The organism is Bradyrhizobium glycinis (assembly GCF_016031655.1).
Lineage (GTDB): Bacteria > Pseudomonadota > Alphaproteobacteria > Rhizobiales > Xanthobacteraceae > Bradyrhizobium > Bradyrhizobium glycinis.
Genome location: NZ_JACCHQ010000012.1, coordinates 106,520 through 131,291 on the forward strand (window position 1 = coordinate 106,520; position 24,772 = coordinate 131,291).

The 24,772-nt window shown below is 64.0% G+C and carries 27 protein-coding genes; 14 read left to right on the forward strand and 13 right to left on the reverse strand.

What is annotated here, in order from left to right:
• Positions 1–10: 10 nt before the first annotated feature.
• Entirely contained in the window at positions 11–895 is an 885-nt protein-coding gene (locus HZZ16_RS18865; RefSeq protein WP_246510205.1) for an ABC transporter substrate-binding protein, read from the reverse strand.
• Positions 896–1,045: 150 nt separating this feature from the next.
• Here HZZ16_RS18865 and HZZ16_RS18870 point away from each other — a divergent pair, with 150 nt between their 5' ends.
• Both HZZ16_RS18870 and HZZ16_RS18875 read left to right on the forward strand, forming a co-directional pair.
• The gene (locus HZZ16_RS18870; protein ID WP_197950445.1) at positions 1,046–2,035 is read left to right on the forward strand and encodes a fumarylacetoacetate hydrolase family protein; all 990 of its coding nucleotides are present in this window, start codon (positions 1,046–1,048) and stop codon (positions 2,033–2,035) included.
• A gap of 46 nt (positions 2,036–2,081) precedes the next feature.
• The gene (locus tag HZZ16_RS18875) at positions 2,082–2,858 is read left to right on the forward strand and encodes a cyclase family protein (RefSeq protein ID WP_197950447.1); all 777 of its coding nucleotides are present in this window, start codon (positions 2,082–2,084) and stop codon (positions 2,856–2,858) included.
• A 295-nt stretch (positions 2,859–3,153) separates the two neighbouring features.
• On the opposite strand, the gene HZZ16_RS18880 is transcribed toward HZZ16_RS18875, so the two are convergent.
• Positions 3,154–4,131 (reverse strand): GlxA family transcriptional regulator, encoded by a 978-nt coding sequence (locus HZZ16_RS18880; protein ID WP_246510207.1) that lies wholly within the window; start codon positions 4,129–4,131, stop codon positions 3,154–3,156.
• A 28-nt stretch (positions 4,132–4,159) separates the two neighbouring features.
• Between HZZ16_RS18880 and HZZ16_RS18885 the strand changes: the two genes are divergently transcribed.
• From HZZ16_RS18885 to HZZ16_RS18905, 5 genes are all read left to right on the forward strand, one after another.
• Entirely contained in the window at positions 4,160–4,945 is a 786-nt protein-coding gene (locus HZZ16_RS18885) for a DJ-1/PfpI family protein (RefSeq protein ID WP_246510209.1), read from the forward strand.
• Between the two features lie 55 nt (positions 4,946–5,000).
• The gene (locus HZZ16_RS18890) at positions 5,001–6,314 is read left to right on the forward strand and encodes an ABC transporter substrate-binding protein (protein WP_246510211.1); all 1,314 of its coding nucleotides are present in this window, start codon (positions 5,001–5,003) and stop codon (positions 6,312–6,314) included.
• Positions 6,315–6,822: 508 nt separating this feature from the next.
• Positions 6,823–8,034 carry an OpgC domain-containing protein gene (locus HZZ16_RS18895; protein WP_197950451.1) on the forward strand — a complete coding sequence of 404 codons (1,212 nt, stop codon included), beginning with the start codon at positions 6,823–6,825 and terminating at the stop codon, positions 8,032–8,034.
• Between the two features lie 41 nt (positions 8,035–8,075).
• A complete protein-coding gene (locus tag HZZ16_RS18900; RefSeq protein ID WP_197950453.1) occupies positions 8,076–8,564 on the forward strand; it encodes a DUF2059 domain-containing protein in 489 nt (162 codons plus the stop codon).
• Between the two features lie 155 nt (positions 8,565–8,719).
• A complete protein-coding gene (locus tag HZZ16_RS18905) occupies positions 8,720–10,333 on the forward strand; it encodes an acyl-CoA synthetase (RefSeq protein WP_197950455.1) in 1,614 nt (537 codons plus the stop codon).
• Positions 10,334–10,369: 36 nt separating this feature from the next.
• On the opposite strand, the gene HZZ16_RS37930 is transcribed toward HZZ16_RS18905, so the two are convergent.
• The 3 genes from HZZ16_RS37930 to HZZ16_RS18915 form a co-directional block, all read right to left on the reverse strand.
• Positions 10,370–10,759 carry a helix-turn-helix domain-containing protein gene (locus HZZ16_RS37930; RefSeq protein ID WP_283815831.1) on the reverse strand — a complete coding sequence of 130 codons (390 nt, stop codon included), beginning with the start codon at positions 10,757–10,759 and terminating at the stop codon, positions 10,370–10,372.
• On the reverse strand, positions 10,759–11,118 hold the full coding sequence (locus HZZ16_RS37935) for a hypothetical protein (protein ID WP_283815832.1): 360 nt from the start codon (positions 11,116–11,118) through the stop codon (positions 10,759–10,761). The genes HZZ16_RS37930 and HZZ16_RS37935 overlap by 1 nt, the downstream gene beginning before the upstream one ends.
• Before the next feature lie 365 nt (positions 11,119–11,483).
• Entirely contained in the window at positions 11,484–12,683 is a 1,200-nt protein-coding gene (locus HZZ16_RS18915; protein WP_197950619.1) for an MFS transporter, read from the reverse strand.
• A gap of 175 nt (positions 12,684–12,858) precedes the next feature.
• Here HZZ16_RS18915 and HZZ16_RS18920 point away from each other — a divergent pair, with 175 nt between their 5' ends.
• From HZZ16_RS18920 to HZZ16_RS18930, 3 genes are all read left to right on the forward strand, one after another.
• Complete coding sequence (locus HZZ16_RS18920; protein ID WP_197950457.1) at positions 12,859–13,662, forward strand: MBL fold metallo-hydrolase; 804 nt, start codon at positions 12,859–12,861, stop codon at positions 13,660–13,662.
• 145 nt (positions 13,663–13,807) lie between these two features.
• Positions 13,808–14,824: an alpha/beta fold hydrolase gene (locus HZZ16_RS18925; RefSeq protein WP_197950460.1), complete on the forward strand. Its 1,017-nt coding sequence runs from the start codon at positions 13,808–13,810 to the stop codon at positions 14,822–14,824.
• A 15-nt stretch (positions 14,825–14,839) separates the two neighbouring features.
• Complete coding sequence (locus HZZ16_RS18930) at positions 14,840–15,787, forward strand: fatty acid desaturase (protein ID WP_197950462.1); 948 nt, start codon at positions 14,840–14,842, stop codon at positions 15,785–15,787.
• Positions 15,788–15,843: 56 nt separating this feature from the next.
• Here HZZ16_RS18930 and HZZ16_RS18935 read toward each other — a convergent pair whose 3' ends face one another.
• Positions 15,844–16,092, reverse strand: a complete 249-nt coding sequence (locus HZZ16_RS18935) for a hypothetical protein (protein ID WP_197950464.1) — start codon at positions 16,090–16,092, stop codon at positions 15,844–15,846.
• A gap of 137 nt (positions 16,093–16,229) precedes the next feature.
• The gene (locus tag HZZ16_RS18940) at positions 16,230–17,210 is read right to left on the reverse strand and encodes a helix-turn-helix transcriptional regulator (RefSeq protein ID WP_197950466.1); all 981 of its coding nucleotides are present in this window, start codon (positions 17,208–17,210) and stop codon (positions 16,230–16,232) included.
• A gap of 86 nt (positions 17,211–17,296) precedes the next feature.
• Between HZZ16_RS18940 and HZZ16_RS18945 the strand changes: the two genes are divergently transcribed.
• The gene (locus tag HZZ16_RS18945) at positions 17,297–17,941 is read left to right on the forward strand and encodes a glutathione S-transferase family protein (protein WP_197950468.1); all 645 of its coding nucleotides are present in this window, start codon (positions 17,297–17,299) and stop codon (positions 17,939–17,941) included.
• 9 nt (positions 17,942–17,950) lie between these two features.
• Here the strand turns inward: HZZ16_RS18945 and HZZ16_RS18950 are convergent, their stop codons facing one another.
• The 4 genes from HZZ16_RS18950 to HZZ16_RS18965 all read right to left on the reverse strand — a co-directional run bounded on the left by HZZ16_RS18950 (position 17,951) and on the right by HZZ16_RS18965 (position 21,925).
• Positions 17,951–18,736, reverse strand: coding sequence for an enoyl-CoA hydratase/isomerase family protein (locus HZZ16_RS18950; RefSeq protein WP_197950470.1), 786 nt, complete (start codon positions 18,734–18,736; stop codon positions 17,951–17,953).
• An 11-nt stretch (positions 18,737–18,747) separates the two neighbouring features.
• The gene (locus tag HZZ16_RS18955; protein ID WP_197950472.1) at positions 18,748–19,854 is read right to left on the reverse strand and encodes a cyclic nucleotide-gated ion channel; all 1,107 of its coding nucleotides are present in this window, start codon (positions 19,852–19,854) and stop codon (positions 18,748–18,750) included.
• Between the two features lie 162 nt (positions 19,855–20,016).
• Positions 20,017–20,235 (reverse strand): hypothetical protein, encoded by a 219-nt coding sequence (locus HZZ16_RS18960; protein WP_197950474.1) that lies wholly within the window; start codon positions 20,233–20,235, stop codon positions 20,017–20,019.
• A gap of 244 nt (positions 20,236–20,479) precedes the next feature.
• Positions 20,480–21,925 carry a TAXI family TRAP transporter solute-binding subunit gene (locus HZZ16_RS18965; protein ID WP_197950476.1) on the reverse strand — a complete coding sequence of 482 codons (1,446 nt, stop codon included), beginning with the start codon at positions 21,923–21,925 and terminating at the stop codon, positions 20,480–20,482.
• A 403-nt stretch (positions 21,926–22,328) separates the two neighbouring features.
• Between HZZ16_RS18965 and HZZ16_RS18970 the strand changes: the two genes are divergently transcribed.
• On the forward strand, positions 22,329–22,676 hold the full coding sequence (locus tag HZZ16_RS18970) for a DUF3307 domain-containing protein (RefSeq protein WP_197950478.1): 348 nt from the start codon (positions 22,329–22,331) through the stop codon (positions 22,674–22,676).
• 276 nt (positions 22,677–22,952) lie between these two features.
• Positions 22,953–23,351 (forward strand): hypothetical protein, encoded by a 399-nt coding sequence (locus HZZ16_RS18975; RefSeq protein ID WP_197950480.1) that lies wholly within the window; start codon positions 22,953–22,955, stop codon positions 23,349–23,351.
• Here HZZ16_RS18975 and HZZ16_RS18980 read toward each other — a convergent pair.
• Both HZZ16_RS18980 and HZZ16_RS18985 read right to left on the reverse strand, forming a co-directional pair.
• Positions 23,348–23,662: a YkgJ family cysteine cluster protein gene (locus HZZ16_RS18980; protein ID WP_197950482.1), complete on the reverse strand. Its 315-nt coding sequence runs from the start codon at positions 23,660–23,662 to the stop codon at positions 23,348–23,350. The two genes, HZZ16_RS18975 and HZZ16_RS18980, sit on opposite strands and share 4 nt — an antisense overlap.
• Before the next feature lie 5 nt (positions 23,663–23,667).
• Complete coding sequence (locus tag HZZ16_RS18985) at positions 23,668–24,366, reverse strand: helix-turn-helix transcriptional regulator (RefSeq protein ID WP_197950484.1); 699 nt, start codon at positions 24,364–24,366, stop codon at positions 23,668–23,670.
• Positions 24,367–24,492: 126 nt separating this feature from the next.
• Between HZZ16_RS18985 and HZZ16_RS18990 the strand changes: the two genes are divergently transcribed.
• The gene (locus HZZ16_RS18990; protein ID WP_197950486.1) at positions 24,493–24,771 is read left to right on the forward strand and encodes a hypothetical protein; all 279 of its coding nucleotides are present in this window, start codon (positions 24,493–24,495) and stop codon (positions 24,769–24,771) included.
• Position 24,772: the final 1 nt, after the last annotated feature.

A 24,772-nucleotide genomic window follows, 5' to 3' on the forward strand; every position in this document is an offset into this window, starting at 1 on the left:
CCGATGTCCTCTAGTTGAGCACCAGTTTCGTGGCGTCGAGCTTCGATTGCAGCATCTTCTGCGACGACATCACGTCGATCCACCAGCTGAGATTTTCTGCCCTGAGGTTCGGCTCGGACTGGTTCGGCGGCGTCGCCATGACGAGGTCGAGAGGCTGTTTGGTGAACTTCGCGATCGAGGCGGAAGCCTTCTCGCGATCGCTGTTGACGATGACGGCGGCTTCCGCAATGGCCTCGCGGAATTTCTTCACAGTCGCGGCATTCTTCTCCGCCCACTCGCGCGATGCGGCATAGAAGATGATCGGATCGGTTCGGGCAAGATCGAGCGCATAGCGGGCGCCGACCGAGCCGAGGCCGGCATTGAGCATACGGGTCACGAACGGCTCGGCCGTGAGCACCGCGTCGACGCCGCCCGACTTGATGATATCGGCCATGGTCGGGAAGGTGACCTCGACGAACTTGACGCTCTTGGAGTCGACGCCTTTCTCCACGAGCCACTTCACGAACAATACATGTAGGAAGGCATTGAGCCCGGGCGCGCCGACTTTCTTGCCGGCGAAATCCTTCGGCTCCTTGATGGTGATGCCGTTGCGAACGAAGGCGGCGATGCTGTTCTGGTTCACCGGGCTCATCACGGTAGCGCCCGCAATCGCAACGAGATCGAGCCCGCCGTCGACCGCCTGGAGGAACACGGTCGAGGTCGGCCCGCCAATCTGGATCGAGTTCGACAGGATTGCCGCCGGGATGTTGGAGTTGATCGCGATCGGCGTCATCTCGACGTCCAGGCCGTGCTTTTTGAAGATGCCTTCGTCGACGGCGACCATGGCCGAGGCGCAGTCGGAGGTCGCGGTGCAGCCGATCTTGATCTTCGCCTGCGCCAGCGCCGGTGCGGTCAAGGCAATAGTCGACCCAACCACGAGACCCGCCAACACCGCTCCTACCTGCGTTCGCCTCACCGCGCTCTCCCAAATTTGTATTTTTCGTTCTTGTTTATCGATATTTTATCTGATCATATATTTCAACCAATAGCAAGGGGGGTACCCAAGGTGAAGCTCGCAACATTCAGTTCGGCCGGTCAGGAGAAGATCGGGGTCGTCCATAACAATGACAGTCAGGTGTTCGACCTCGCCGCCGCAGCAGCGCGCGACAGCGAGGCCAACCCGGCCTTCGGCTCGATGCTGGCGCTGATCGACGCAGGTCCCCGCGCGCTCGATCAGGCCCGCGCGCTGTTCGACAAGCACGGCAAGGACGCGACGCTGTCGACGGCGGTCGGCACCGTCGAGATCCTCGCCCCGGTGCCGGAGCCAAGACAGATGCGCGACGGCATGTCCTTTGCCCTGCACATCCTCCAGGCGCCGCGCGGGCAGCGGAAGCTCGCCGCCCGCGCCAGGGGCGACATGGCGGAGCTGGCGCAGATCGACGCCGAGCCGCTCGGCGAGCTGCCGGAGGTCTATCGCAAGCAGCCGATTTTCTACATCACCAACCGTTTCAGCGTCCGCGGCACCAACACCACGGTGAAATGGCCGCGCTACAGCAAGGTGATGGACTACGAGCTCGAATTCGGCATCATCACCAAGAACAAAGGGGCCAACATCACGCCTGCGAAGGCCAAAGATCACATCTTCGGCTACACCATCTTCAACGATTTCTCCGCGCGCGACGCCCAGCGCATCGAGATGGAGGGACGGCTCGGCCCTGCCAAGGGCAAGAGCTTCGACGGCGGCAACGTGATGGGGCCGTGGATCGTGACGCCGGACGAGATCGGCGATCCTTACAAGCTGAAGATGGAAGCGCGGGTCAATGGCGAGATCCGCTCCAAAGGCGTGAGCGAGGGCATGCTGTTCTCCTTCGAGGAGATCATCGCCCATGTCAGCCAGGACGAGACGCTGATGCCCGGCGAATTCATCGGCTCCGGCACGGTCGGCAATGGCTGCGGCCTCGAGCTCGGTTGGTATCTCGAGCATGGCGACACAGTCGAGCTCGAAGTCGAGAAGATCGGTATCTTGAAGAACCGCGTCGAGCGGCAAGACGCCTGAAGAGACGCCTGATTGCCGCCAACGAAACAATCAACGAGGAAGCGCCATGACGACCAAGCTGATCGACATTTCCGTCCCCCTGCAGAACGACGTGCCGGCCGACCCGCCCGGCAACCATCCGACGATCCAGTACATCAATCACCAGCAGGGCCTGCCGGCCATGCTGCAGTTCTTCAACGGACTGAAGGCCGAGGATCTGCCGGATGGGCAGGGCTGGGCGGTGGAGCAGGTCAGCCTCTCGACCCACAACGGCACGCATCTCGATGCACCCTGGCATTTTCACCCCACCATGAATCGCGGCGAGCGGTCCTGGACCATCGACGAGGTGCCGCTGGAGTGGTGCTTCCAGCCCGGCGTGAAGCTCGACTTCCGGCATTTTCCGGACGGCTATGTCGCAACGGCCAAAGACGTCGAGGCCGAGCTCAAGCGTATCGACCATGAGCTGAAGCCGCTCGAGATCGTCGTGGTCAACACCAGCGCCGGCGTCAAATATGGCCGGCAGGACTACGTCACCTCGGGCTGCGGCATGGGCTACGAAGCAACCATGTACCTGCTCGAGCGCGGTGTGCGCCTGACCGGCACCGACGGCTGGAGCTGGGACGCGCCGTTCGTCCATACCGCGAAGAAATATGCCGAGACGAAAGACGCCAGCCTGATCTGGGAAGGCCACAAGGCCGGACGTCATATCGGCTATTGCCATCTCGAGAAGCTGCACAATCTCGAATTGCTGCCGGCAACCGGCTTCAAGGTGTCATGCTTCCCCGTGAAGATCGAACGAGCCTCGGCAGGCTGGACGCGCGCGGTCGCGATTTTGGAGGGGTAGCTTTTTGAGGCCAGCGTTGGGCGCCCATCGCGTCAAATGGCAGCAATTGTCGGTCTCGGTGGGGGCAGCTCCAGTAACGAAATTCGGGTTGACCGGATCCCCGAAGAAAAATGGCCCAGCGCGATGCGGGCCGTTTTGTTTTGGGAGATGATCAACTGGAGCCGCCGCAGATTACATGAGTGCCGCGAGCATTTCCGCCGTTCTAGAGCATGCGCGATAGAAGACCCGTGGGTTGAAGACCTTTCCGAGGCCATCGCGGGACGGTCGAGCTAACCCGCCCCGTCGCTTATTGTCCTTATCCCTGGTGGAATCGAACCCGGTAGTCATGCGGCAGCACATTAAGGCGGCGACGGAACGCGCGACGCAGATGCTCCTCGCTCTGAAAGCCTGCGCGCGCGGCGATTTCCTTGATAGGGGAGGCGGACTCTTCCAGCGCGCGTCGGGCAGCCTCGACGCGAAGCTCTTCCACCGCCTTGGCGGGGGTGCGGCCGGTCTTCTGGCGAAACACGCGCGCGAAGGTGCGCGGGCTCATGCCCGCTCGTTCGGCGAGACTTTCGACGCGCAAATCGCGGCCGAGATTTTCCTGCATCCAGCTCGAAATTGTTTCGAAAGCCCGGTCTTCCGAGGCCTGAATTGACAGCGGCACGCTGAATTGCGCCTGCCCGCCGGGCCGCTTGAGGAAAACGACGAGGCGGCGCGCGATGCGCATGGCCTCGCGATGGCCGAGATCATCTTCCAGCAGCGCGAGCGTCAGGTCGATGCCGGCCGTCACGCCTGCCGATGTCCAGATGCCGCCGTCATGCACAAAGACCGGATCGACCTGAACCGAAACGTCAGGATGTTTTGCGCGCAGGAGGTCGCAGGAACCCCAATGGGTGACCGCGCGCCGCCCACCCAGCAGCCCGGCCGCAGCCAAGACGAATGTGCCCGTGCAGACCGAGCAGACGCGCCTTGCCTTCGGTGCTGCCAAGCGAAACCAATCGACCAGCGCGGCTTCTGCAGCGGCGCGATGGACGCCGGGACCGCCACCCACCATGAGGGTGTCGATGTACTTGTGGTCGCAGTCAGCGAGGGCGGTCGTCATCACCTCCAGACCAGACGAGGTTTTGACCGGCCCGCCTCTCAACGAGCAGATCTGCCAGACATAGGGCGCTTGCCCCGCTTTGGACGTTTCGCAAGCCAGCTCGAAGGCCTGTAGCGGCCCTGCGAAGTCGAGCAACAGGCAGTCGTCGAACAGCACGAAGACCACGCGGCGGGGGGCGTAACGGGCCATTGGCAGCGCCTTTACCAGAGAAGAAGACTTGGCAGGAATTGCGTGTGTTATGACATTTCGGCAAATGCCCTCCGCTGTCAACATGGGTTATCCATCGTGGGAGGGCTCCATGTCCGGCAACCGGATCGAAATCGGAATTCTGTACTATCCCGGGATGACGCAACTGGACGTCACCGGACCTTTCGAAGTGTTTGCTCGTCTGCCGAACGTCCGCATGCACCTGCTGTGGAAGCGCATTGAGCCCGTCGTCAGCGACGTCGGTCTGCCGCTGCTACCAACCACGACGTTCGCCGACTGCCCGGATCTGGACGTGTTCTGCATCGGCGGCGGCCCGGGACAGGTCGCCACGATGGACGATGACGAGGTGATCGCGTTCGTTCGCGACAAGGGTGGATCGGCGCGCTACGTCACCTCAGTTTGCGCCGGCTGTCTAATCCTCGGCGCCGCAGGCCTGATCGATGGATACAAGTCAGCCTGCCATTGGCTGATGAGCGACCAGCTTGCTGCCTTTGGCGCAATCGCCGTCGACGAACGCGTCGTGGTCGACCGCAACCGCATTTCCGGCGGCGGTGTCACCGCTGGTATCGATTTCGGTTTTCAGGTCGCCGCCGAACTCTGCGGCGAAGAAGTTGCAAAAAAGCTCCAGCTGATGCTGGAATATCAGCCGCAGCCGCCGTTCGATATCACCGTGCAGAATGCGCCGCGTGAGCTGATTTCCCGCATGCGCTTCGAGGCCGAACCTTGGCTGCAAAAGCGCGCAGCCGCGGTGCAGAAGGCGGTTTCTAAGCTCAAGGCGAAAGCAACGGCGGCTTAAGCTCGTTCGGGACAGGGAGGAAAGCCACAAGCGCCACTATTGGAAAGGTGTTCGCATGAACTGGCACGGCCGCATCGCTACCCTTCTCGTCGCCGGAACTCTCACCGCATCTTTTCCGACCGCGCGCGCCGCCGAAATATCCGGTGGCGTGGTCCGGATCGGCATCATCAACGACCAGACCGGACCATTGTCAGACCTGTCGGGATCGGGCTCCGTCACGGCGGCCAAGATGGCGGCGGAAGACTTTCAGGCATTGGTGCCGTCGATCAAGGTCGAGATTTTGGCCGCCGATCACCAAAATAAGCCTGATATCGGCGTCGGCATTGTCCGCAAATGGTTCGACGTCGACGGCGTCGACATGATCGCCGACGTGTCCAATTCGGCCGTGGGGCTGGCGATCCAGTCGCTGGCCCGCGACAAGAACAAGATTGCGGTCTATTCTGCGGTGGCGACCACCGAACTGACGGGCAAGCAATGTTCGCGAAACGGCTTGGCCTGGTTACACGATTCCTACAATCTGGTGTCGGGACCGATCCGCACCCTGGTCAGCCAGGGTTATGACACCTGGTTCTTCATCGCGGCCGATTACGCGTTCGGCAAGAACATGGTGTTGGAATCGCAGCGCGTGCTGGCGGCGGCCGGCGGCAAGTCGCTCGGCGCGGTGTATCACCCGATCGGCAACGCGGACTACAGCTCGTTCATCCTGCAGGCGAAGGCCTCCGGCGCCAAGGCGATCGCCTTCGCCAATGCCGGCGACCAACTCGTGAATTTGATGAAGCAATGGAACGAGTTCGGGATGAACACGGGAAGCCAGAAGCCCGTGGCCGAACTGATGTTTGACACCGACGTTCATGCCATGGGCCCGAACATTGCCAAGGGTCTGACCACGCTCACGGCATGGTACTGGGCTTTGGATGAGGAGAGCAGGGCGTTCGGCCAGCGCTTCTTCAAGCTTCGTAACGCCATGCCCACGGCGCCGCAAGCCGCGGTCTATTCCGGCGTCAGCCACTATCTGAAAGCAATCGCTGCCGTAGGCACGGATGCAACGGATCCAGTGCTGGAGAAGATGCGCTCGACGCCCGTCAACGATTTCTACGCACGCGGCGCGAGCTTGCGCGAGGACGGCAAGCTCGTGCACGACTTCTACCTTGTGCAGGTGAAGGATCTGTCCGAGGTCAAGGCGCCCTGGAGTACTATAACGTGCTCGAAAAAGTTCCAAGCGGCGAAGTCTATGCCTCCTTGGCTGACAGTGAATGCCCGCTGGTCAAGCGCGGCAATTGAGGTTGGAGTGCCAAACCGCTACCTGATGGATAGTTGTGATCGCGCGCTTGGTCGGTGTGCATCACGTCGCAAAAAACAAAAGTCCTAACAAGCCTCGACCGCGCAACTCGCTCGCCTCGAAAAGGCGCCGGTCAGATCCCGCCTGTCCGACCTCCTGCGATGATGGCACTATGCTCCTGTTTTGCCCGACGAAGCAAATCACGGGAGACCTCATTCGGAATGGGCGGCAACGGTCGCGGCCAAATCTCCTCGGTTCGCTTGGGCGAGCCGGACGGGCGGATCAAACCACGATCCCTTGGATTTTGGGCTCCTGAACTCCGACCCGACCCGCACCCAATCTCGCGCCCCACTTAACCCATTGATCTTGCAACCACCGTCTACTGTGCATGGGGTTGTTTTCGCGATTTTGATGTCGGCCTCGCCTGTTGCAGTGCGAAGGCGCGGTTTGCTGCCCCACAAGTCCCTTGCGTGGCTCCCGGGGTTGGTTACCGTTGTCGGGCTAGCCATTGCGGCAGTCGATCTTTTGATTCACGTTTTTTAGCATCCGATCGTTCGGCGCCGCTCTTGGCGCGACGCCCAGCGGAAGAGGCGGGGCCATGATCACAAAGGACCAGTCGGCATTGTTAGCGCCGGTCGAGCGCGATTTGCGGCTCGATCTCTTCCGCGGCATCGGCTTGTGGATGATCTTCCTCGACCACATCCCGCACGATGTCGTGGCCTGGCTGACGCTGCGCAATTTCGGCTTCAGCGATGCCGCCGAGTTCTTCGTCTTCATCTCTGGCTATATCGTCGGCTGGATCTACGGTCCGATCGTCGCCGGCGGCTGGTTCCTCGCTGCGCTCAAGCGGCTGTGGCGCCGCGCGGCGGAGCTGTACGTCGCCCACATCATGCTGTTTCTGCTGTTCACCGCGCAGATCGCCCGCACCACGCGCCGCTTCGACAATCCGATGTACGAGCACGAGTTCAACGTGTTCAATTTCCTGGCGCATCCGGACGAGTTGATCGGGCAGGCGATCCTGTTGAAATACAAGCCAGTCAATCTCGACGTGTTGCCGCTCTACATCACGCTGGTGCTTGCCTCGCCCTTCGTTGTGTGGTGCCTGGTGCGGCGGCCGAACCTGACGCTCGCCGGCTCGGTGGTGCTCTACATTCTCTCGCGCTGGTTCGACTGGAACGTGGCGTCCTATCCGCCCGGCAGCCACTGGTACTTCAATCCGTTCTGTTGGCAGCTGATGTTCGTGTTCGCGGCCTGGTGCGGCATCGGCCAGATCGACAAGATCGCCCGATGGGTGTGGTCGAAGCCGGCGATGGTGCTGGCCGCGGCCTGGCTCGTCTTTGCGCTGCTGATCGTGATGACTTGGCACGTCCCCGCGCTGGAAGCCCTGATCCCGAAATGGATGATCAAGGCGATCTACCCGATCGACAAGACCGACCTCGACATGCTGCGCTTCACCCATTTCTTGGCGCTGGCGATCTGGGTCACCTATTTCATCTCGCGCAAATGGCGGCCGCTGTACCGCGGCTGGCTGCGCCCGGTGATCCTCTGCGGCCAGCATTCGCTGCCGATCTTCTGCCTGGGTGTGTTCTTGTCGTTCTCGGCGCACTGGATCCTCACTCAGTACAGCAAGGGCGTCTGGGAGCAGCTTGCCGTTTCCATCGCCGGCATCGTCATCATGATCGGCGCGGCCTGGCTGCTCGACCGGGCCGAGCGGGTGCCGAACCTGTTCGTGAAGGTGACGGAGGTCGAGGAGGCGGCATTGGAGAGCACGCCGGCGGCGACGGCCGCCACGGCGCCTGCGGCTCGTTGAAACATCGTGCACCCGGCTTCCATGGGGCGAAGGAGAGATTCATGTCGAGACGTATGTTGACCATCGCCGGGGTCCTGCTGCTCTTCACCTGCGCTGCATCGGCACAGACGCCCTCGCCGGAGGCGATGGACGCGGCGCGCAAGCTCGTGGCCACCTTGAAGATCGCGGACCCCTATCGCGCGCTATTGCCGCAGCTGTTGCTCAAGCTCCGTCCGGTGGTTGCGCAGGACCGGCCGGAGATCGAGCGCGACTATGACGCGATGACGGCCGCCGGCTCCGAGATTTACGCTCCGGCCCTTGCGGCGATCACCGACCAGATCGCCGCGCTCTATGCTGCGAGCTTCAGCGCCGACGAGTTGCGCCAGATCGAGGCGTTCTACGCCCAGCCCGTGGGACAGAAATTCCTGGCGAAGTCGGATGCGCTGGCGCAGGCGAGCGCGCAGGTCGGCCAGGACGTCAGCCAGAAGGTCGCTGACGACTTGAAGCAGCGTCTGATCGAGCAGCTCCGGCAGAAGGGGCGCAAACCCTGAGCCGTACTGATGCGCGGCGTCTGTCGCGCGGACTCATTCAGCTGCAGCCTCAACCTGCCCGCGCGCAATTTGACGGCGCAGGAAGCGCCGACTACGCTCCGCGGAACGCGAAAACTCGCAGCATTTGTGCTGGACGAAAATTCCACGGGGAAGAAATGACCGGAGACATTGCAGCCACCATCTCGAAAGCGCGCGAGCATTCCATCGGCGATCTCCTGCGCCGCTCCGCAGGCCGCGAGCCCAACAAGCTTGCCGTGAGCTGCGGCGATGTCAGCTGGAGCTTTGCCGAGATGGACGCGATCTGCAACCGGCTTGGCCGCGGCCTGCTCGGCCTCGGCGTCGGGAAGGGCGACCGCCTCGCCGTGCTCTCGCGCAACTCGCACGCCTTTGCCGCGCTACGCTTCGCGGCGGCGCGGATCGGCGCGGTGCTGGTGCCGATCAACTTCATGCTCAATCCGGACGAGATCAATTTCATCCTGAAGAGTTCAGGCGCAAAGCTGCTCGCGACCGGTGCCGATTTCGTCGGGCCGGCACGCGCGGCGAGCGCGAGGGATTGCGCGGTCGAGAAGATGATCTGGCTGCCGGGCGAGGATCCGGCCGCGACGCCTGCGGACCTCACCACCTTCGATGATCTCTTGCATCCCGACGGCTCGTTCCTGGACGCCTCGGTCGATAGCCGCGATCTCGCGCAGATCGTCTACACCTCGGGCACGGAATCGCTGCCCAAGGGTGCGATGCTGACCCATGAAGCCGTGATGTGGCAGTATGTCAGCTGCATCATCGACGGCGGCATGAGCGTGGACGACAAGTTCCTGCACGCCCTGCCGCTCTATCACTGCGCCCAGCTGGATGTGTTCCTGGGTCCGCAGGTGTATCTCGGCGCCTCCGGCGTCATCACGGGCAAGCCGACGGCCGATAACATCTTGGCATTGATCCAGGCGCACAGGATCACCTCGTTCTTCGCGCCGCCGACGATCTGGATCGCGATGCTGCGCTCGCCGAACTTCGACAAGACCGATCTGTCGACCTTGCAGAAGGGCTATTACGGCGCCTCGATCATGCCGGTGGAGGTGCTGCTCGAATTGCAGCGCCGGCTGCCTGCCGTAAAGTTCTGGAATTTCTACGGCCAGACCGAGATCGCGCCGCTCGCGACCGTGCTGCGTCCCGAGGACCAGCTGCGCAAGGCCGGCTCCGCCGGCAAGCCCGTGCTCAATGTCGAGACGCGCGTCGTCAACACGGCGATGGAGGACGTCAAGGTCGGCGAAGTCGGCGAGATCGTGCATCGCTCGCCGCATCTGCTCTCCGGCTACTACAACGATCCGGTCAAGACCGCGGCGGCATTCACCGGCGGCTGGTTTCATTCCGGCGATCTCGCCACCGTCGACGAGGAAGGCCACATCACCGTGGTCGACCGCGTCAAGGACATGATCAAGACCGGCGGCGAGAACGTCGCGAGCCGGGAGGTCGAGGAGATGGTCTATCGCATTCCAGAGGTCTCCGAGGTCGCGGTCGTCGGCCTGCCCGATCCGCGTTGGATCGAGGCGGTGACCGCCATCGTCGTGGTCAAGACCGGGGCAAAGCTCGACGAAGACACCGTCATCAAGCATTGCGCCGGCCAGATGGCCCATTTCAAGGTGCCCAAGCGCGTGATCTTCGTGGACGCCCTGCCGAAGAATCCGAGCGGCAAGCTGCTTAAGCGCGAGCTGCGCCAGCGCTTCGTTGGCGGCGAGACGCTCGACAAGGCGGTCCAGAAGAGCTTTGGGACATAGTCGGCACCGTTCCGGCGCCGTCGCGGCGGAATAAGCCTATTCGGCCTCGCTGGCCAGCTTCCTGACATCGTCGGGCGTCGCTCCGAAACGGCGGCGAAATGCGCGATGGAAGTAGGAGACGTCGTGGAATCCCGCGAGATGCGCGATCTCGATGATCTTGCGCGAGCGCAGGCCCGGGTTCCTCAGCAGCCGCTCGGCGCGCAGCAGACGTTGCTCGAGCACGAAGCCGCTATAGGTGATGCCGGCCTTCTCGAACAGCAACTGGATCGTGCGCGCGCTGATGCGGTGCGCGGCTGCGAGGTCGGACAGCGACAATGCGGGGCTGTCCAGCTGCGCCAGAATGTCGGCCTTGATGGCTTCGAAGCGCGCTGCCGCAAGGCCGCGCAGTCGCGCCTCTTCGGCGGCATCGCCGCGTGCGCCGAGCATCAGGACGGCGAGGTCGAACAGGTGCTGCGAGACGCGTCGAGCTCTGCCGGCGCGAGCTTGTCCGCGTGCGCGTGCGCGAGGTCGTAGTATCGCAGGAACATCGATGTGATCGGCTTGACGCCGTCAATCGGTCGCGCAATCAGGTCCTCGACATTCGGGCAGGCGCGCAGCAGCGCCTTGCGCGGCAACAGTGCGGTCTGGAAGTTGCCGTAGGCCATCTGTGTGACTCGCGCACCCCTGATCGACGGATCTCCGATCGTGAGGTCGCCGGCGGCGATGTTTAGCGCGCGCCTGGCCATGGTCCCGTTCAGGGCCGAATTCGGCGACATGACGACCACCAATTCGTCGTTGGTGCCCATGGACACAAAGCTCATCGGCGTACCGTGGGAGGCGGACAGCCTCACGCGCGGAAGGATGGCGGGCCTGATGGTTCGGTGCACTGGACCGTCTCCGATCGGAACGAAATCGGTCCCCATCACCTGCCGGCAGAACTGCTCGCGCCAGCCCTCATAGGCCGGTCCCGTCGGATCGCCGCTGAATGAGAGCTGAGGCTGGGTCATTGGTCGGCGGTAAGCGTCGGTGGGCGATCTGTTGCAGGGGTATCCTGGTTGGTGCGCCGCACTGCGACAACGAGAAAAGCGCGGGATTGCGCGAAAAGCCACACGCAACTACGCGCGGCGCCAGCGACGAGGTGCCGCAGCTCGGCATTCCGCGCCGGTGAGGCTCAATACTTCTTCACCGCCGCACCGAAGGCCAGCCATAACGCGATCGACGCGAGGCCAAAGCCGCCGAGCAGCAGGAAGGTCGGGCCATAGCCGATCCATTGCGCGATCCAGCCGCCGAGGGCGGGACTGAGGCTCGCGCCGACGCCCTGCACGGTGATCACGGCGCCCTGGCCGAGATTGATGCGGCCGGTGCCGTTGAGCGAGCGCGCGACCATGCCGGGGACGGCGACCGTTTGCAGTCCGGTGCCGATGCCGTCGAGCACCTGCATCGGCACGACGCCCCACCATCCCGTGACGAAGAAGGCGAGCACGCCGCGGATCGGCAAGAACATGAAAGACACCAGGATCACCGGCCAGTAATTGCGCTTGCTCGCGGCCTTCATCGCGATCAGCGAGGTCACGATCATCACGCCTTGTGCGATCACCACGGTCGTTGCGACGAAACTCGGGCCGTTGGCCTGTCCCTCGGCGACCGCGGCAAGTCCGTACAACGGCACGATCGCGGCATTGCCGAGGTGGAACAGCGCGAGGGCGAGAGCCAGCACGAGCAGCGCCTTGTGCTTCAGCAGCATTGTCATCGCATCCGGCGGCGCCTTGGAATCGTCCTCCCTGATGCCGCGCGCGGCGCGGTCGTCGATCGCCTGGGCTGGAATCATCATGACGCAGGCGATGGCGATGGCCCCGAATACAGCCGCCAGCGCGAATACGGCGACATAGCCGAACTTGTAGCCGAGATAACCCGACAAGGCGGCGCCAACCATATTGCCGGCATGGTTGTAGGCCTGGTTGCGGCCGTTGAGCGCATTGAAGCCCTTCTGCTTGGCGATGCCGAGCGTGATGCCCGTGACCGCCGGCACGATTGCGGCGCTCGCCAGCGATTGCGCGACTTGCGAGAACGTCACCGCCCAGAAGTTTTGCGAGATCAGGATGATCGCGGATGCCGCGACCACGCAGATGCCGGGAATGACCACCCACAGCCGCTTGTTGCGGCTGGAATCGATGAAGCCGCCGATCGGTGTGGTGATCAGCATGCCCGCGACATTGCCGATGGTCATGGCGGTGCCGATCAGGCCGCTGGCCCAGCCACGCTCCTGGAGGAATACCCCGACGAACGGCCCGATGCCCGACTGCATGTCGGCCATGAAGAAGTTGAGCGCGAACAGGGGCCAGATGCGAGACGTTGATGGGCGCGATGTCATCGAGACGCTGAACTTGATGGCCGATCGAATCGGATCTCGCATGAGGCGGGCGCTGCGGTTGCCCGGGGCGGACCAGAACTTAACCTGCTCTCATCGCGTTGGTTCCGGCTCCTCTTGCGATCCGGCGGCTGCGACGTCATGTCTTGCAGGAATGGACTCATGATGGATCACCGCAATGGCCCTTTGGACCTGCGCAACCTGCGGCGCTCAATTCCCGGATAGCGGAAATCCCCCTGCGGCCTGTCCGATCTGCGAGGACGAGCGCCAGTTCGTCGGCTGGGACGGTCAGGCCTTCCTCACGCGCGAGGAGCTCGCGCGCAAGCACCGACTGGTCGGGCGCGACGATCTCGGCCTGACCGGGATCGGGATGGAGCCGAGCTTTGCCATCGGGCAGCGTGCGCTGCTGGTGCCTGACGACGACGGCTGCGTGATGTGGGATTGCATTCCGCTCGCGACCGACGAGGCCATCCAGCACGTCGCAGCACTCGGCGGTCTCAAGGCCATTGCGATCTCGCATCCGCATTATTATGGCGCGGCCGCCGACTGGAGCGACACGTTCGGCGGCGTGCCCGTCTATCTGCACGCTGACGATCGCGCCTTCGTCACGCGGCCTCATCCGGCGATCGTGCACTGGACCGGCGAAAGCCATCGCCTCTCCGAGGACGTGCTGCTGCTGCGCACCGGTGGCCACTTCGCCGGCGCCACCGTGCTGCATTATGCGCGTGGTGCGGACGGCAAGGGCGCACTGCTCACGGGGGATATCGCGCAGGTGACGATGGACCGGCGCTTCGTCAGCTTCATGTACTCCTATCCGAACTACATGCCGCTCAACGCCGCCGCGGTGCGACGGATTGCGGCAGCCGTCGAGCCGTTCGCCTTCGACCGGATCTACGGCGCCTGGTGGGGCCGCAACATCGCCAGCGGTGCCAAGGCGGCGTTTGCTGCGTCGGTCGCGCGCTATCTCGCGGCCATCGCCTGAGCCGGGCTGGGAATCGGATTTATCTTGCCGATCCCGAATAACTGTACTAAAAGTACATTATAAGGCAAGCGACGCATCTGGCCAAAGCCGGCATGATCGATGCATCGGGGACGCTGAGAAGGCCGCGTTAGCGGGAGCTGAGTGCATGACGGCGCAGCGCGATTACGAGATTTTCGAAGCCGGCGACGTCGCGCTCCAATCCGGGAGCGTTTTTCCCGCGCTGAAGCTCGCCTACAAGGTCTACGGCAAGCTGAGCCCGGCCAAAGACAACGTCATCCTTTATCCGACCTCGTTCAGCGCCCAGCACACCGACACGGAATGGCTGATCGGCTCCGACGGCGTGCTCGATCCGACCCGTTACTTCATCATCATCCCGAACCTGTTCGGCAACGGCCTGTCGTCTTCGCCCTCGAACACGCCCGCGCCCTTCCCCGAGGTGAGCTATCACGATGCCGTCGCGGTGCAGCACAGGCTGCTCACCGAACGCTTCGGCATCTCGAAGCTTGCGCTGGTCTATGGCTGGTCGATGGGCGGCATGCAGGCCTATCACTGGTCGGCGCTGCATCCCGACATGGTCGAGCGCGCCGCGATCGTCTGCGGCAGCGCCCGCTGCGCACCCTACAATTACGTCTTCCTCGAAAGTGTGAAGGCCGCGCTCACGGCCGATCCAGCCTTCCGCGATGGCCGTTTCCTCGAAAAACCCGCCGCCGGCTACCGCGCCATGGGCCGCGTCTATGCCGGCTGGGCGATGTCGCACGGCTTCTATCGCGACGAGCTCTGGCGCGAAGCGGGCTTCACCTCACTCGAGGATTATCTCGTCCGCGCCTGGGATGCGGCCTTCGCGCGGCGCGATGCCAATGATCTCCTGGCGCAGATCGGCATCTGGCAGCGTGGCGACATCAGTCGTTGTGCGGCGTTCGCCGGCGATCTCGATCGCGCGCTGGCGGCGATCAAGGCACACATGCTGCTGATGCCGGGCGCGACTGACCGCTATTTCGACGTGCACGACAACGAGGACGAGCTCGGCAAGCTCGTCAACGCGAGATCGGCGGTGCTGCATCCGATCCTATCGTTGCATGGCCATCGCGCCGGCAACCCCATCAACAATCCACGCGACCAAGCCTTCATCAAGGCCGAGGTCGCCGAGCTTCTCCGCAAGTAGGGCAGGCAACCGATCATGAGCGAGGCAACCGTTTCAGACACCGGCCATCGCCTGAAGCCGCTGACGCCGGCCATGCTGCGCGAATTGTCGGTTCGCTCCGACCTCAGAGGTGCGGCGCAGAGCCTCGGCCATTACGGCGCGATTGTGCTGGTGGGCGCGCTGATCTGGATGGTTTCGTCGAGTTGGGGCGCGCTCTGGGCGCTGCCGCTGATGGTGGTGCAGGGCTATGTCGTCGCCTTCCTGTTCATGGCGGTGCACGAGACCGCGCACAAGACGGCGTTCAGGAGCCGGGGCCTCAATCTCGGCGTAGGCTATCTCTCGGCCTTCATCATCGGGCTGCCTTACGAATATTACTGCCTGTTTCACTGGGACCATCATCGCTATACGCAGGACCCGGAAAAGGATCCCGAGCTGATCGTCGGCGTGAAGCCGACGTCCGATGCGCAGCTTGCGATCGCCTATAGCGGCCTGCTCCAGGTCGCCGGCCGTCTGCGGCTGATGCTCGGCCATGCGATCACCGGCAAGATCGTCGTGCCATGGATCCCCGAGAGCAAGCACAGCACCATCGTGGCCGAGGCGCGCGCCTATGTCGCGCTGTACGCCCTGCTGCTCGCGCTATCGCTGTGGTTCTCTTCAGCGCTGCTGCTCTGGGTCTGGATCGTCCCGCTTGTGATCGGGCAGTTCTTCCTGCGGCCCTATCTCTACGCCGAGCATACCGGTTGCGACCGCACCCGCAGCGCCTTCCAGAACACCCGCACGACTTACACCGGCGCGATCGTCAAATGGTTCGCGTGGAACATGCCCTATCATGTCGAGCACCACGCTTATCCCTCGATCCCCTTTCACGCCCTGCCGAAGCTGAACGCGATCGTCGATGGCGAGATCGTCCATCGCGGCCGCGGCTACATCAGAACGACGCGCGAGACCTGGGCCTGGTTTCGCCGGCAGCGGCAGACCAGCTAGCTCAACGCAAAACTCCGGCCGCGATGCGACCGGAGCTTTGTCGTCAAGGCGAGATATCAGTAGATCCCGTAGGCGCAGACGTTCACGACGCGCACGCGCAGACCATGACGGGTCTGGACTAGGCGCTCCTGGTAGCAGTTGCCGACACCAGTGTTGACGTAGACGCCGCCGAAGCCCCAGCCGGGACCCCAGTGATGACCCCAGTGGTGATGATGGAAGCCACCGGCCGAAGCGGCGGTGGGGGCGAGAGCGGCAACGCCGAGCGAGCCGGCGGCGATCAGACCAAGTGCAAGCCTACGAAACATTTTCATTCTCCATTCGGCGCTAGGGCCATTGTTGCGTCCCTGCATTTCGGTCGAGACGAGACGCGATCGCGTTCACGGCGAGCGGGAAGAATCGTGTTTCAGGATTGTTTCGTCGGCTGCGGAAGAATGTGCCGCGATCAGGCTTTGCGCGCCGCGCGATAGCGCGCGGCCATCGCTTGCGTCATCTCGGCCATCTTGTCGCGGAGATCGGCCGGTTCCAGCACTTCGGCCTCCGGACCGAGCCGCAGCAATTCGGCCGCGGCGTGCCACGACGTCTTGCCGACCGGCACGCGCGCAATGCGCCAGCCGTCTGCGTCGGTCGTCTCTTCGAGCTGCGTACGCGCCTTGACGTAGGGCTGGCTCAGCGCGTCGAGCAGCTTGACGCCGAACGGCGACAGCCGGACGACCGCGACATTGGGATGCATCTCCGCTTCGAGCCGCAGCGTCGCGGCCTGCCAATAGGCGGCGAGGTCGAAGCCGGCCGGACGATCGAAGCGGTCGCCGAGGGCTGTGCAGTCGAGCACGCGTGCGACGCGATAGGTGCGCACGCTGCCGTCGACTTGCCCTGCGAGATACCAGCTGCCGCCCTTCAGCACGAGGCCGAGCGGCGCGACGCGCCGTTGCTTCTCAGCACGCCAGCTCTGGTACCGAATCCTGATCAGCGTCCCGCGCAGGACGGCGCCGGCGATTGTGCGCAGGTGCTTGGGGTCCTCCGCTTCGCCGAACCAGCCGGGCGCGTCCAGGTGGAAACGCTCCTGCATCCGCCCGGCATCCTCGCGCAAATTCGGAGGCAGTGCCGCCATCAGCTTGTTTTGGGCGGCGATCATCGCGGCATCGAGCCCGAGCGCGGCGGCCGGGCCCGGCAATCCCGCCAGGAACAACGCGCCCGCCTCGCTCTGCGACAGCCCGTTCAGCCGCACGCGATAGCCGTCGAGCAGGCGATAGCCGCCTTCCGCGCCGCGGTCGGCATAAACGGGAACGCCGGACGCCGCGAGCGCGTCGATGTCGCGATAGATCGTGCGCACCGACACTTCGCAGGCCTCCGCGAGCTCGGGCGCGGTGACCTGTCCCTTGGCCTGGAGGGTGGTGAGAATCGACAGCATCCGGCTCGCGCGCATGATCCCTTAAACCATACCTGACACAGGATGTCAGGTATGGTCCGCTACAAGCGGCGCCATCGCCAGCCGGCCAGATGGAGACTGCCATGACCGATCCGAACCGCATCACTCTGTTCTATTCGCCGCAGACGCGCGCCACCGGCACCCGCGTGCTGCTGGAGGAGCTGGGAGCTCCTTACGATCTGCATGTCCTCAACATGAAGGCCGGGGATCAGCGCAAGCCCGCCTATCTCGCCGTCAACCCGCTCGGCAAGGTGCCGGCGATTCGCCACGGCGAGGCGCTAGTGACCGAGCAGGTCGCGATCACCATCTATCTCGCCGATTTGTTCCCGCAGGCGGGGCTGACGCCCGCCCTGAACGATCCGCTGCGCGGGCCTTACCTGCGCTGGATCGCCTATTATGGGTCGTCGTTCGAGCCGGCCTTGATCGACAAGTTCATGCAGCGTGAGCCGGCGCCGATCACGCAATCGCCCTATGCCGATTACGATACGATGCTGGGTGCGCTCGAGGCCCAGCTGGCGAACGGGCCCTATCTGCTCGGCGAGCGCATGACGGCGGCCGACGTATTGTGGGGCGTCGCCTTCAGCTGGACCATGATGTTCGGCATCGTGCCGAGGAAGGACATCTTCGTCCGCTATGCCGAGCGCATGACGGCACGTCCGGCGTTCCAGCGCATCAATGCCGCCGATGCCGAGATGGCGGCGCAACACGCGGCTGTAGCGGGTGGATGAGAGGGCGCCTCAAAACCTCGGTGCCCGCTTCTCGGCGAACGCCTTGATGCCTTCCTTGATCTCGTCGCCGCGCATGCTGTCGCGGTGGCGCCGGTCGGCGGCGCCTTCGTCGAGCTCGCCGCGGGCGAATTCGTTGATCGCGCGCTTCATGCCGCGCATCGCCTGCGGCGCGTTGCCGGCGAGAACGCCGGCAAGCTTGTCGACCTCCTCATCCAGGAATTCCACCGGCACCATCGCGGTGAGATAGCCGATGCGCAGCATCTCCGGCGCGCTGAACTTCTGTGCGGTCAGGAACAGCTTCTTCGCATTGTCGACGCCGAGGCGGGTCACGTAGCGTTTGATGCCGCTCGGGTAATAATGCAGCCCAAGCCGCGCCGTCGGCATGAACATTTCCGCGGTATCGACGCCGATGCGGAAATCGCAGGCGAGTGCGAGGTCGGTCGAGCCGCCATAGACGCCGCCGTTGAGCCGGCAGATCGTCGGCACGCCGAGGTCCTCGAGCCGGTTCACGACCGCCTCGAAGGCCGAGCCCGCGCTCTGCTGCTCGCTCGCGCTGACCGCGCGTTCCGCCACCGAATTGAGATCGTAGCCGGCGGAGAAGGCGCGCCCGGTGCCCGTCAGCACCAGCACACGAATATCGGGGTCGGCCTCGACCCGGTCGAACAATCTCGTCAGTTCGCTGAGATCCTCCGCCTGCAGCCGGTTGAGATGCTTCGGCCGGTTGAGGCGGATGGTGGCGCGGGCGCCGGTGACTTCGAGCAGGGGGCCACTGGCTGCGTCGGCTGTGTCCGACATTCTTGTCTCCATTACTTGTTTTCGAGCGCGCGCCGTTTTGCTTCCGCATCGATGGTCTCGGCAAGATCGGGATGCCGCGCCATCAGCATGCGGAAATCGACCAGGTCGAGCACCAGCAGCCGCGACACCTTCGTGGTCGAGACGTTGGCCCCGCGCGTGTTGTTGCCGAGCAGCGCCATCTCGCCGAAGAAGGCACCCTCGCCGAGCTGCACCTTCTTGCCGGGCAGATCGACCTCGACCTCGCCGGCAGCGATGAAATACATGCAGTCGCCCTGCGCACCTTTGCGGATGATCGTGGTGCGCGCCGGCAGCTCGATGGTGCGCAGCATGTGGGTGACGTCGGCGATTGCCGCCGGTCCCAAGGTTGCGAAGAACGGCACCTTGCTGACGGATTCCCAGGTCTTGAGGAAATTGTCGCGCCGCGTCTCCGCGGCAAAGCCGGTCGCCAGGATACCGGTCCAGAGGCCGAACACGCCGAGGCCGGAAATCATCACCAGCGCTGCCACGACGCGGCCCAGCGGGGTGACCGGCACGACGTCGCCATAGCCCGTCGTGGTGAGCGTTACGACCGCCCACCACAATGCGCTCGGGACGCTGCCGAATGTCTGCGGCTGCACGTCCCGCTCCAGGAAATATTCAGCGACGGAGGCGAGGAAGACCACCATCAGGAAGATCACGAGCACGCTGACCAGCGGGCCCGATTCCAGCACCAGAACGCGGCGCAGCTGCCGCAGGCCGGGAATGCCCGGTACCACCTTCAGCACCCAGAGCACACTGAGCAGCCAGGCCGTCTTCGGCTCGACGCCGAGGAGAAGCGCGGTCGGTACGGCCAGCGCCCCGATCGCATCGACGATGCCGGCGGAGGAGGACACGTAGAGCGAAAGCCGCCCCTGCCGCGCCATGTGGCGCAGCCGGACCAGCCATTCGAACACGAAATAGGCGAGGCAGACCCAGAGCAGGGCGCCGACCCAGCCCCATGCCTGTTTGGCCTGGTTATCCGTCAGCAGGACCATGCCGAGCACGCCGATGGTCACCGCGACATAGGCCGCCTTGGTCATGTTGCGGCCGGCCGTGGCGGCCGCGAACTGGGCCAGAGCGGAGATCAGCGGCTTGGACATGCGAAGAAGGCTATTCGGTCTCGGGGCAGGTCTCGAGGCCCCGGATGGGACGTCGGCGCCAAAGTGCCTGCCCGGGCGTAGGTCGTCAACGACGGCGCAGGCCGTTTTGCCGGCGCCGCTGCATCGGCCTGCCGTCGGTGCCGACGTCACTGGAGGGGATGCCTACCTGAAATGCGGCGGCTCATCGTAGCCGCGGCGGCTGCTGAAGAACAGCAGCACCATCAGCCCGACGCCGACAATGACGGAAAACCCCGCACCCAGCGCCAGTGCCACATAGCCTTCCGTCGGGATCGGCTCAGCCTCGACCGCCATTGCGGAATAGGCGAAGTAGCCGGCCGCCGCCAGCATTGCCAAAAGAAGGATGATGAGGAGTGCACGCATGCCGCGTTCTCCGGTTGCGACTGGTAACCAACGGTTGCGAATGGGCAGGGTTCCCGAAAGGCTGGTTGGCGATCGGACGGGAGTCCTCCGTGGCGTGGCCGGACGCGGCGCAGCACAAGTGATGCACCGCAAAGGAGCGGCAACGCGTATTGTGCCCGGTTCCTGGGTCCCGGCTCAGCGCTACAGTGCCTCGGCCATGGCCGCTTGTCCGGGACACGGACGGTGGATTGCCCAATCCGGCGGGTCAGGCGCTCTGGGCGGTCTTCACCACCACGACATTGCTGTCGTCCGACGGAGCCGGGCCGGCATCGCGTACCGTCTTGTCGGCTTCGCCGGCATGACGTTTCAGATAGTCGCGGCGCATGCCGATCTCGTCACGGACGAATTCGTAGCCGAGCTTGAAGGTGTCGAGCCCGTCGGTACTGATCGTGCCGTCCCTGAGGCCGATGACGGCACCACGCAAGATGGTCTCGAGCTCATCCTGGAGACATTCGAGCTGATCCAGCGAGTGGGCGTGCTCGATCCGCTCGCCGATGTCGAGGATGGCGGTCGAGAGCTCGCTGGCCTTCTCCGGCGCGATGCGGGTGATCTTGGCGTAGATTGCGGCGAAGATCGAGCCGATGACGCTGAGCGCTGCGGCGCTCAGATACATCAAGTCGCTGTACTTATCCATGAACGACTTGGTGTCGTCGTTGATGTAGTCGGCGGCGCCCCGATGCGCGATCACGAAGGCGTCCTTCTCCACTGAGGCCGGCTCAATCCTGGTGGCAAAGCCGTTGTCGAGCCCGAGCGCCGACTTGTTCTCGTAAACGATGCGGGCCAGCTCGCCGGCCGTGGTCGGGGACATCCGGGATTGCGCGACCAGCAGCCATTCGAGTCCGATCGTGTCGAGATCGTCGTCGGGAATCTGCGGAGATGTCGCCACCGAGCCCGCCGTCACGGTCTCGTCGGAAATGCCGGGAAATTTGCGCGCCAGCGTCTTGGCTTCTTCGATGGCGTTCAGCGTGAAGCCGCCGCGCTTGGCGGCTTGCTCATAGGATTTGTCCCGGACCGCCTTCGAGGCGTGGACGATCGCGATCACCGCGCTGAAGCCGTTTGCCGGGGCGAACAGCTTGTCGAGCGTCGCGCCCTGCGGCGCCATTTGGATCTTCGCAGCCTCGGGGCCATCGGGGACGTCGAGGATGCTGCGGACGAAGGCGAGCGAGGATTCGTTCTCGGCGACGACCGCGACCTTCTTCTTCTTCAATTCGGCCAGCGACTTGATCTTCTTGTTGCCGGGACCGAGCAGGAGCACGAGATCGTGCTCGAGGATCGCGAGCGTGCGCGCCCGCAGCGGCACCTTGGCGTCGGTGCGCAGCACGGCGAGGTCGGCCTGCCTGCGGTCGAACTGTGCGAGCGCTTTGGCATTGTCGGCGTTGTTGACGATGTTGATCCGGAAGCGCGATGCGTTGTTCTTCAGGAGGGCGGCGAGCTTGGCCGCGAACAGCGCCTCGTCGCTGTTGGGGCCGCCGACGGCAAAGGTCAGCGTCTCCGAATTGTGCACCAGCGTGCGGCCAGCCCAGACGGTGGCGAATGACAGCAGCAGGGTCAGCACGACGTAGAGGAGAACCTGCTGCTGGTTGGTCTTGATCACCTTGGGGCGCCGGGGCGGCGGCACGGTCGGCGATGCGGTGGGGCCTTCAGTACTCATGGCAGCACTCTGGCCTTATCGTTTGGCTGGCGGCGGCGCCTGGCTTGGAAGCGCGGCGGGCCCGGTAATTCGTAAACGCCTGAAAAAAGAACGATATTCTCGATCGCCGATGATATCGCGAAGGCATTGGAATGCAAATTTCGAGCCGAAGGTAACCTTACTCGATCTGTCCGCGGCGATTGGTCATCGTATCACCAGTTAGCCACACTTGGCGATTTTCCGATTCCACCCGGCTGCATTCCGCCGCGGGAGATGTCATAAAATGCGCGTCCCGGCCATTTGACCGGTCCAAGAAGAAGTTGCGCTGAACGCTCCAATTCTTCTCGTCACGTCAATGAGGGCGTCAGCTTTGTCGTTTCCACCCATGTCATCGGCGATTCCGGTTGAAGCGCTCATTGGCTGGATGTTGCTGCTCACATTCAAGCACGTCATCGCCGATTTCGTGCTTCAGACCGCCTGGATGGCGCACGGCAAGGACCAGAAGCATGGCTGGGCCCTGCCGCTCCTGGTGCACTGCCTGGTCCACCTTGCCGTCGCGCTGCCGCTGATCGTGATCGTGGCACCGCGATTCTGGTTCGTGGCCTTCATCGACTTCGCGATCCACATCACGATCGACCGCGCCAAGGGATTCGTCTCCGCCAATTTCGGCGTCGACCTCACCCATCCCTGGTTCTGGACCCTGATCGGTGTCGACCAGGCGCTGCATCACCTGACCGGCTTCGGCCTCTCCATCTTCATGGCGGCGAACTGAGGGTAGCCGCGGCTGGCTGCTCGGCCTTTATGGTTCGAGACGCGCCGTATGGCGGCGCTCCTCACCATGAGGATCTGGTATTTCGCGGCGAATAAGGACCTCATCCTGAGGGCCCGCCGAAGGCGGGCGTCTCGAAGGATGGCCGCAGCGAAGCTGCCTACCGGGCCCCTCTGATTCGCGACTCACGCGCAACCACCCCGGTTGACTACCGGGCAGCGTGGTTAACCTTTCGTTAGAGAATTGCGCTGCATCTTCCCCACACGAGGGAGAACTGCAATGTTTTCAAGCCGCGACGCCTTTGAAAGCGATTTCTGCCCGGTCCGCGACGAGCTCCTTGGCGAGATGTATCGGGCCAGCGAGAGTGGCCTGCCGAGGCTGGTCGAGAGCGTTTCCCCTGACGTGCGCGCCAGGCTGGCGCTGTTCTGCTACCGCCGCAGCCATTTGCACTCGCTGGCGGTCGCGATCGCAGCGAGCTGCAGCGAGCGCGACCTGATCGAGAATGGCGGCCGCGTCGGCTCGACCCTCTTCGCGCTGTCGCGCGAAGGCACGGCGAAAGCTTCAACGTCGCTGTCGGGTGGGCGCAAGCCGATCACGCTGTCGACCAAGCCGCTCTCGGTGCTCGCACCGCTCGATGACGAGCTCGACGACGAGATCGGCGAAGCCGTTCCCGCCTAAGCGGCCTCAATAACGGGCAGGCCGAACTTCCGCCGCGCCATCGCGCATTCGGCGTCACCCGGCATGCAGGTGCGGCACACCTCCGGCCGCACGTCGTAGATGCCGCAGGCCGTCATCTTTCCGATCTCACCTTGCAACGCCGCGCAGCGATCGCCCTCGCAGCGCATGCCCGATTGCCGGTCGTTGACGAGCGCCTCCGGGATCAGGGCAAGCTCATCGTCGCTCTCGATCGAGAAGCGCGGCCAGTTCTGCGAATAGCCGCAGCAGGCACCGCAGCCCTGGCAACAGCTCGACAGCTCGATCTCGTCCATCGTCCTCACGTGTCCTTCGGCGGACCCCAGACCAGGCTCTGCCGCCATCTCGCGCGCAGCACGTCGCGCCTTTCAGGATATTTCTCGTCGAGATAGGTCGCCTCGACCACGCGGTCGGTGCGGAAGCTGCGGAAGTCGCCGCGCAGCTCGCACCAGGCCGCCAACAGCCGCACCGCTTCGAGATAGCCGACCGAGATCGGCCAGATCACGCGCTCGCTGGGGCGGCCCTGCTCGTCGCGATAGCGCAGCATGATCTTCTTGCCTTCATGGATCTGGGTGCGGGTACGCGCCATGTCCAGGCGGTCCGGTTCCCGGTTCCAGCTCGGACGCGCCCGGCTCGCCGGCTCCAGCACGAAGGGGCGCAGGCGCTCCGGCACGGTGTCGGCGATCTTGGCCATCAAGTCTTCGGCCGCGCGCGCCAGCGCGGAATCGGCGTGGCCCGCGACCCATTGCGCGCCCAGCACGGCCGCCTCGATCTCGTCGGGCGTCAGCATCAAGGGCGGCAGGTCGAAACCCTTTTCCAGGATGTAACCCATGCCGGCTTCGCCGCGGATCGGCACGCGCTGGCCGATCAGGGTTGCGATGTCGCGATAGATGGTGCGCTTCGAAGTCTCGAGCTCGGCCGCGATCGCGTCCGCCGTCAGCGGCTTACGCGTGCGCCTCAGCACCTGGATGATTTGAAACAGCCGGTCGGCGCGTCTCATGACAGGTCTCTTGTCGCTGCTTTTTTCTAAGGTGGTGTTTTCAAGGCGGCGCGCGGTTGCTGACAGGATGTTGGCAGCAGGGGAGTTCTATACCGGGACAACACATCGACTGAAGAGGATTTGTCCATGATCATTCCATCCCATTTCGGCCAGGCCGGCCCGTTGTGGCGGAGCCGGCCTTTCCAGGTCCAGGCATGGCATGCCTGGGCATTCAGCCGCCTCGTCTCGCTTGATGCCACGACAGTTGTCGACCTCCGCCTTGCGCTTGCGACCGCCGCGACGCGCTCGCTGGTCCATGCCGCGGATGCGCTGGTCCGCCATGTGATGGGCCGCGCCTGGCGCGGGGCCCGCTTCGCAGAAGATATCACGGCTGCTGCCACCATGGTGGCAGCAGCCGGCCGCTAGG

What these genes read in the sequence shown, in the direction of transcription:
- HZZ16_RS18935 (WP_197950464.1), bottom strand. Translation starts at nt 16,092, where the DNA reads ATGTTTCGTAGGCTTGCACTTGGTCTGATCGCCGCCGGCTCGCTCGGC.
- HZZ16_RS18965 (WP_197950476.1), bottom strand. Translation starts at nt 21,925, where the DNA reads ATGAGTACTGAAGGCCCCACCGCATCGCCGACCGTGCCGCCGCCCCGG.
- HZZ16_RS18895 (WP_197950451.1), top strand. Translation starts at nt 6,823, where the DNA reads ATGATCACAAAGGACCAGTCGGCATTGTTAGCGCCGGTCGAGCGCGAT.
- HZZ16_RS18875 (WP_197950447.1), top strand. Translation starts at nt 2,082, where the DNA reads ATGACGACCAAGCTGATCGACATTTCCGTCCCCCTGCAGAACGACGTG.
- HZZ16_RS18945 (WP_197950468.1), top strand. Translation starts at nt 17,297, where the DNA reads ATGACCGATCCGAACCGCATCACTCTGTTCTATTCGCCGCAGACGCGC.
- HZZ16_RS37935 (WP_283815832.1), bottom strand. Translation starts at nt 11,118, where the DNA reads ATGGGCACCAACGACGAATTGGTGGTCGTCATGTCGCCGAATTCGGCC.
- HZZ16_RS18915 (WP_197950619.1), bottom strand. Translation starts at nt 12,683, where the DNA reads ATGACATCGCGCCCATCAACGTCTCGCATCTGGCCCCTGTTCGCGCTC.
- HZZ16_RS18925 (WP_197950460.1), top strand. Translation starts at nt 13,808, where the DNA reads ATGACGGCGCAGCGCGATTACGAGATTTTCGAAGCCGGCGACGTCGCG.
- HZZ16_RS18940 (WP_197950466.1), bottom strand. Translation starts at nt 17,210, where the DNA reads ATGCGCGCGAGCCGGATGCTGTCGATTCTCACCACCCTCCAGGCCAAG.
- HZZ16_RS18975 (WP_197950480.1), top strand. Translation starts at nt 22,953, where the DNA reads ATGTTTTCAAGCCGCGACGCCTTTGAAAGCGATTTCTGCCCGGTCCGC.
- HZZ16_RS18970 (WP_197950478.1), top strand. Translation starts at nt 22,329, where the DNA reads ATGTTGCTGCTCACATTCAAGCACGTCATCGCCGATTTCGTGCTTCAG.
- HZZ16_RS18890 (WP_246510211.1), top strand. Translation starts at nt 5,001, where the DNA reads ATGAACTGGCACGGCCGCATCGCTACCCTTCTCGTCGCCGGAACTCTC.
- HZZ16_RS18950 (WP_197950470.1), bottom strand. Translation starts at nt 18,736, where the DNA reads ATGTCGGACACAGCCGACGCAGCCAGTGGCCCCCTGCTCGAAGTCACC.
- HZZ16_RS18980 (WP_197950482.1), bottom strand. Translation starts at nt 23,662, where the DNA reads ATGGACGAGATCGAGCTGTCGAGCTGTTGCCAGGGCTGCGGTGCCTGC.
- HZZ16_RS18880 (WP_246510207.1), bottom strand. Translation starts at nt 4,131, where the DNA reads ATGGCCCGTTACGCCCCCCGCCGCGTGGTCTTCGTGCTGTTCGACGAC.
- HZZ16_RS18920 (WP_197950457.1), top strand. Translation starts at nt 12,859, where the DNA reads ATGGCCCTTTGGACCTGCGCAACCTGCGGCGCTCAATTCCCGGATAGC.
- HZZ16_RS18955 (WP_197950472.1), bottom strand. Translation starts at nt 19,854, where the DNA reads ATGTCCAAGCCGCTGATCTCCGCTCTGGCCCAGTTCGCGGCCGCCACG.
- HZZ16_RS18900 (WP_197950453.1), top strand. Translation starts at nt 8,076, where the DNA reads ATGTCGAGACGTATGTTGACCATCGCCGGGGTCCTGCTGCTCTTCACC.
- HZZ16_RS18905 (WP_197950455.1), top strand. Translation starts at nt 8,720, where the DNA reads ATGACCGGAGACATTGCAGCCACCATCTCGAAAGCGCGCGAGCATTCC.
- HZZ16_RS37930 (WP_283815831.1), bottom strand. Translation starts at nt 10,759, where the DNA reads ATGCTCGGCGCACGCGGCGATGCCGCCGAAGAGGCGCGACTGCGCGGC.
- HZZ16_RS18930 (WP_197950462.1), top strand. Translation starts at nt 14,840, where the DNA reads ATGAGCGAGGCAACCGTTTCAGACACCGGCCATCGCCTGAAGCCGCTG.
- HZZ16_RS18990 (WP_197950486.1), top strand. Translation starts at nt 24,493, where the DNA reads ATGATCATTCCATCCCATTTCGGCCAGGCCGGCCCGTTGTGGCGGAGC.
- HZZ16_RS18960 (WP_197950474.1), bottom strand. Translation starts at nt 20,235, where the DNA reads ATGCGTGCACTCCTCATCATCCTTCTTTTGGCAATGCTGGCGGCGGCC.
- HZZ16_RS18985 (WP_197950484.1), bottom strand. Translation starts at nt 24,366, where the DNA reads ATGAGACGCGCCGACCGGCTGTTTCAAATCATCCAGGTGCTGAGGCGC.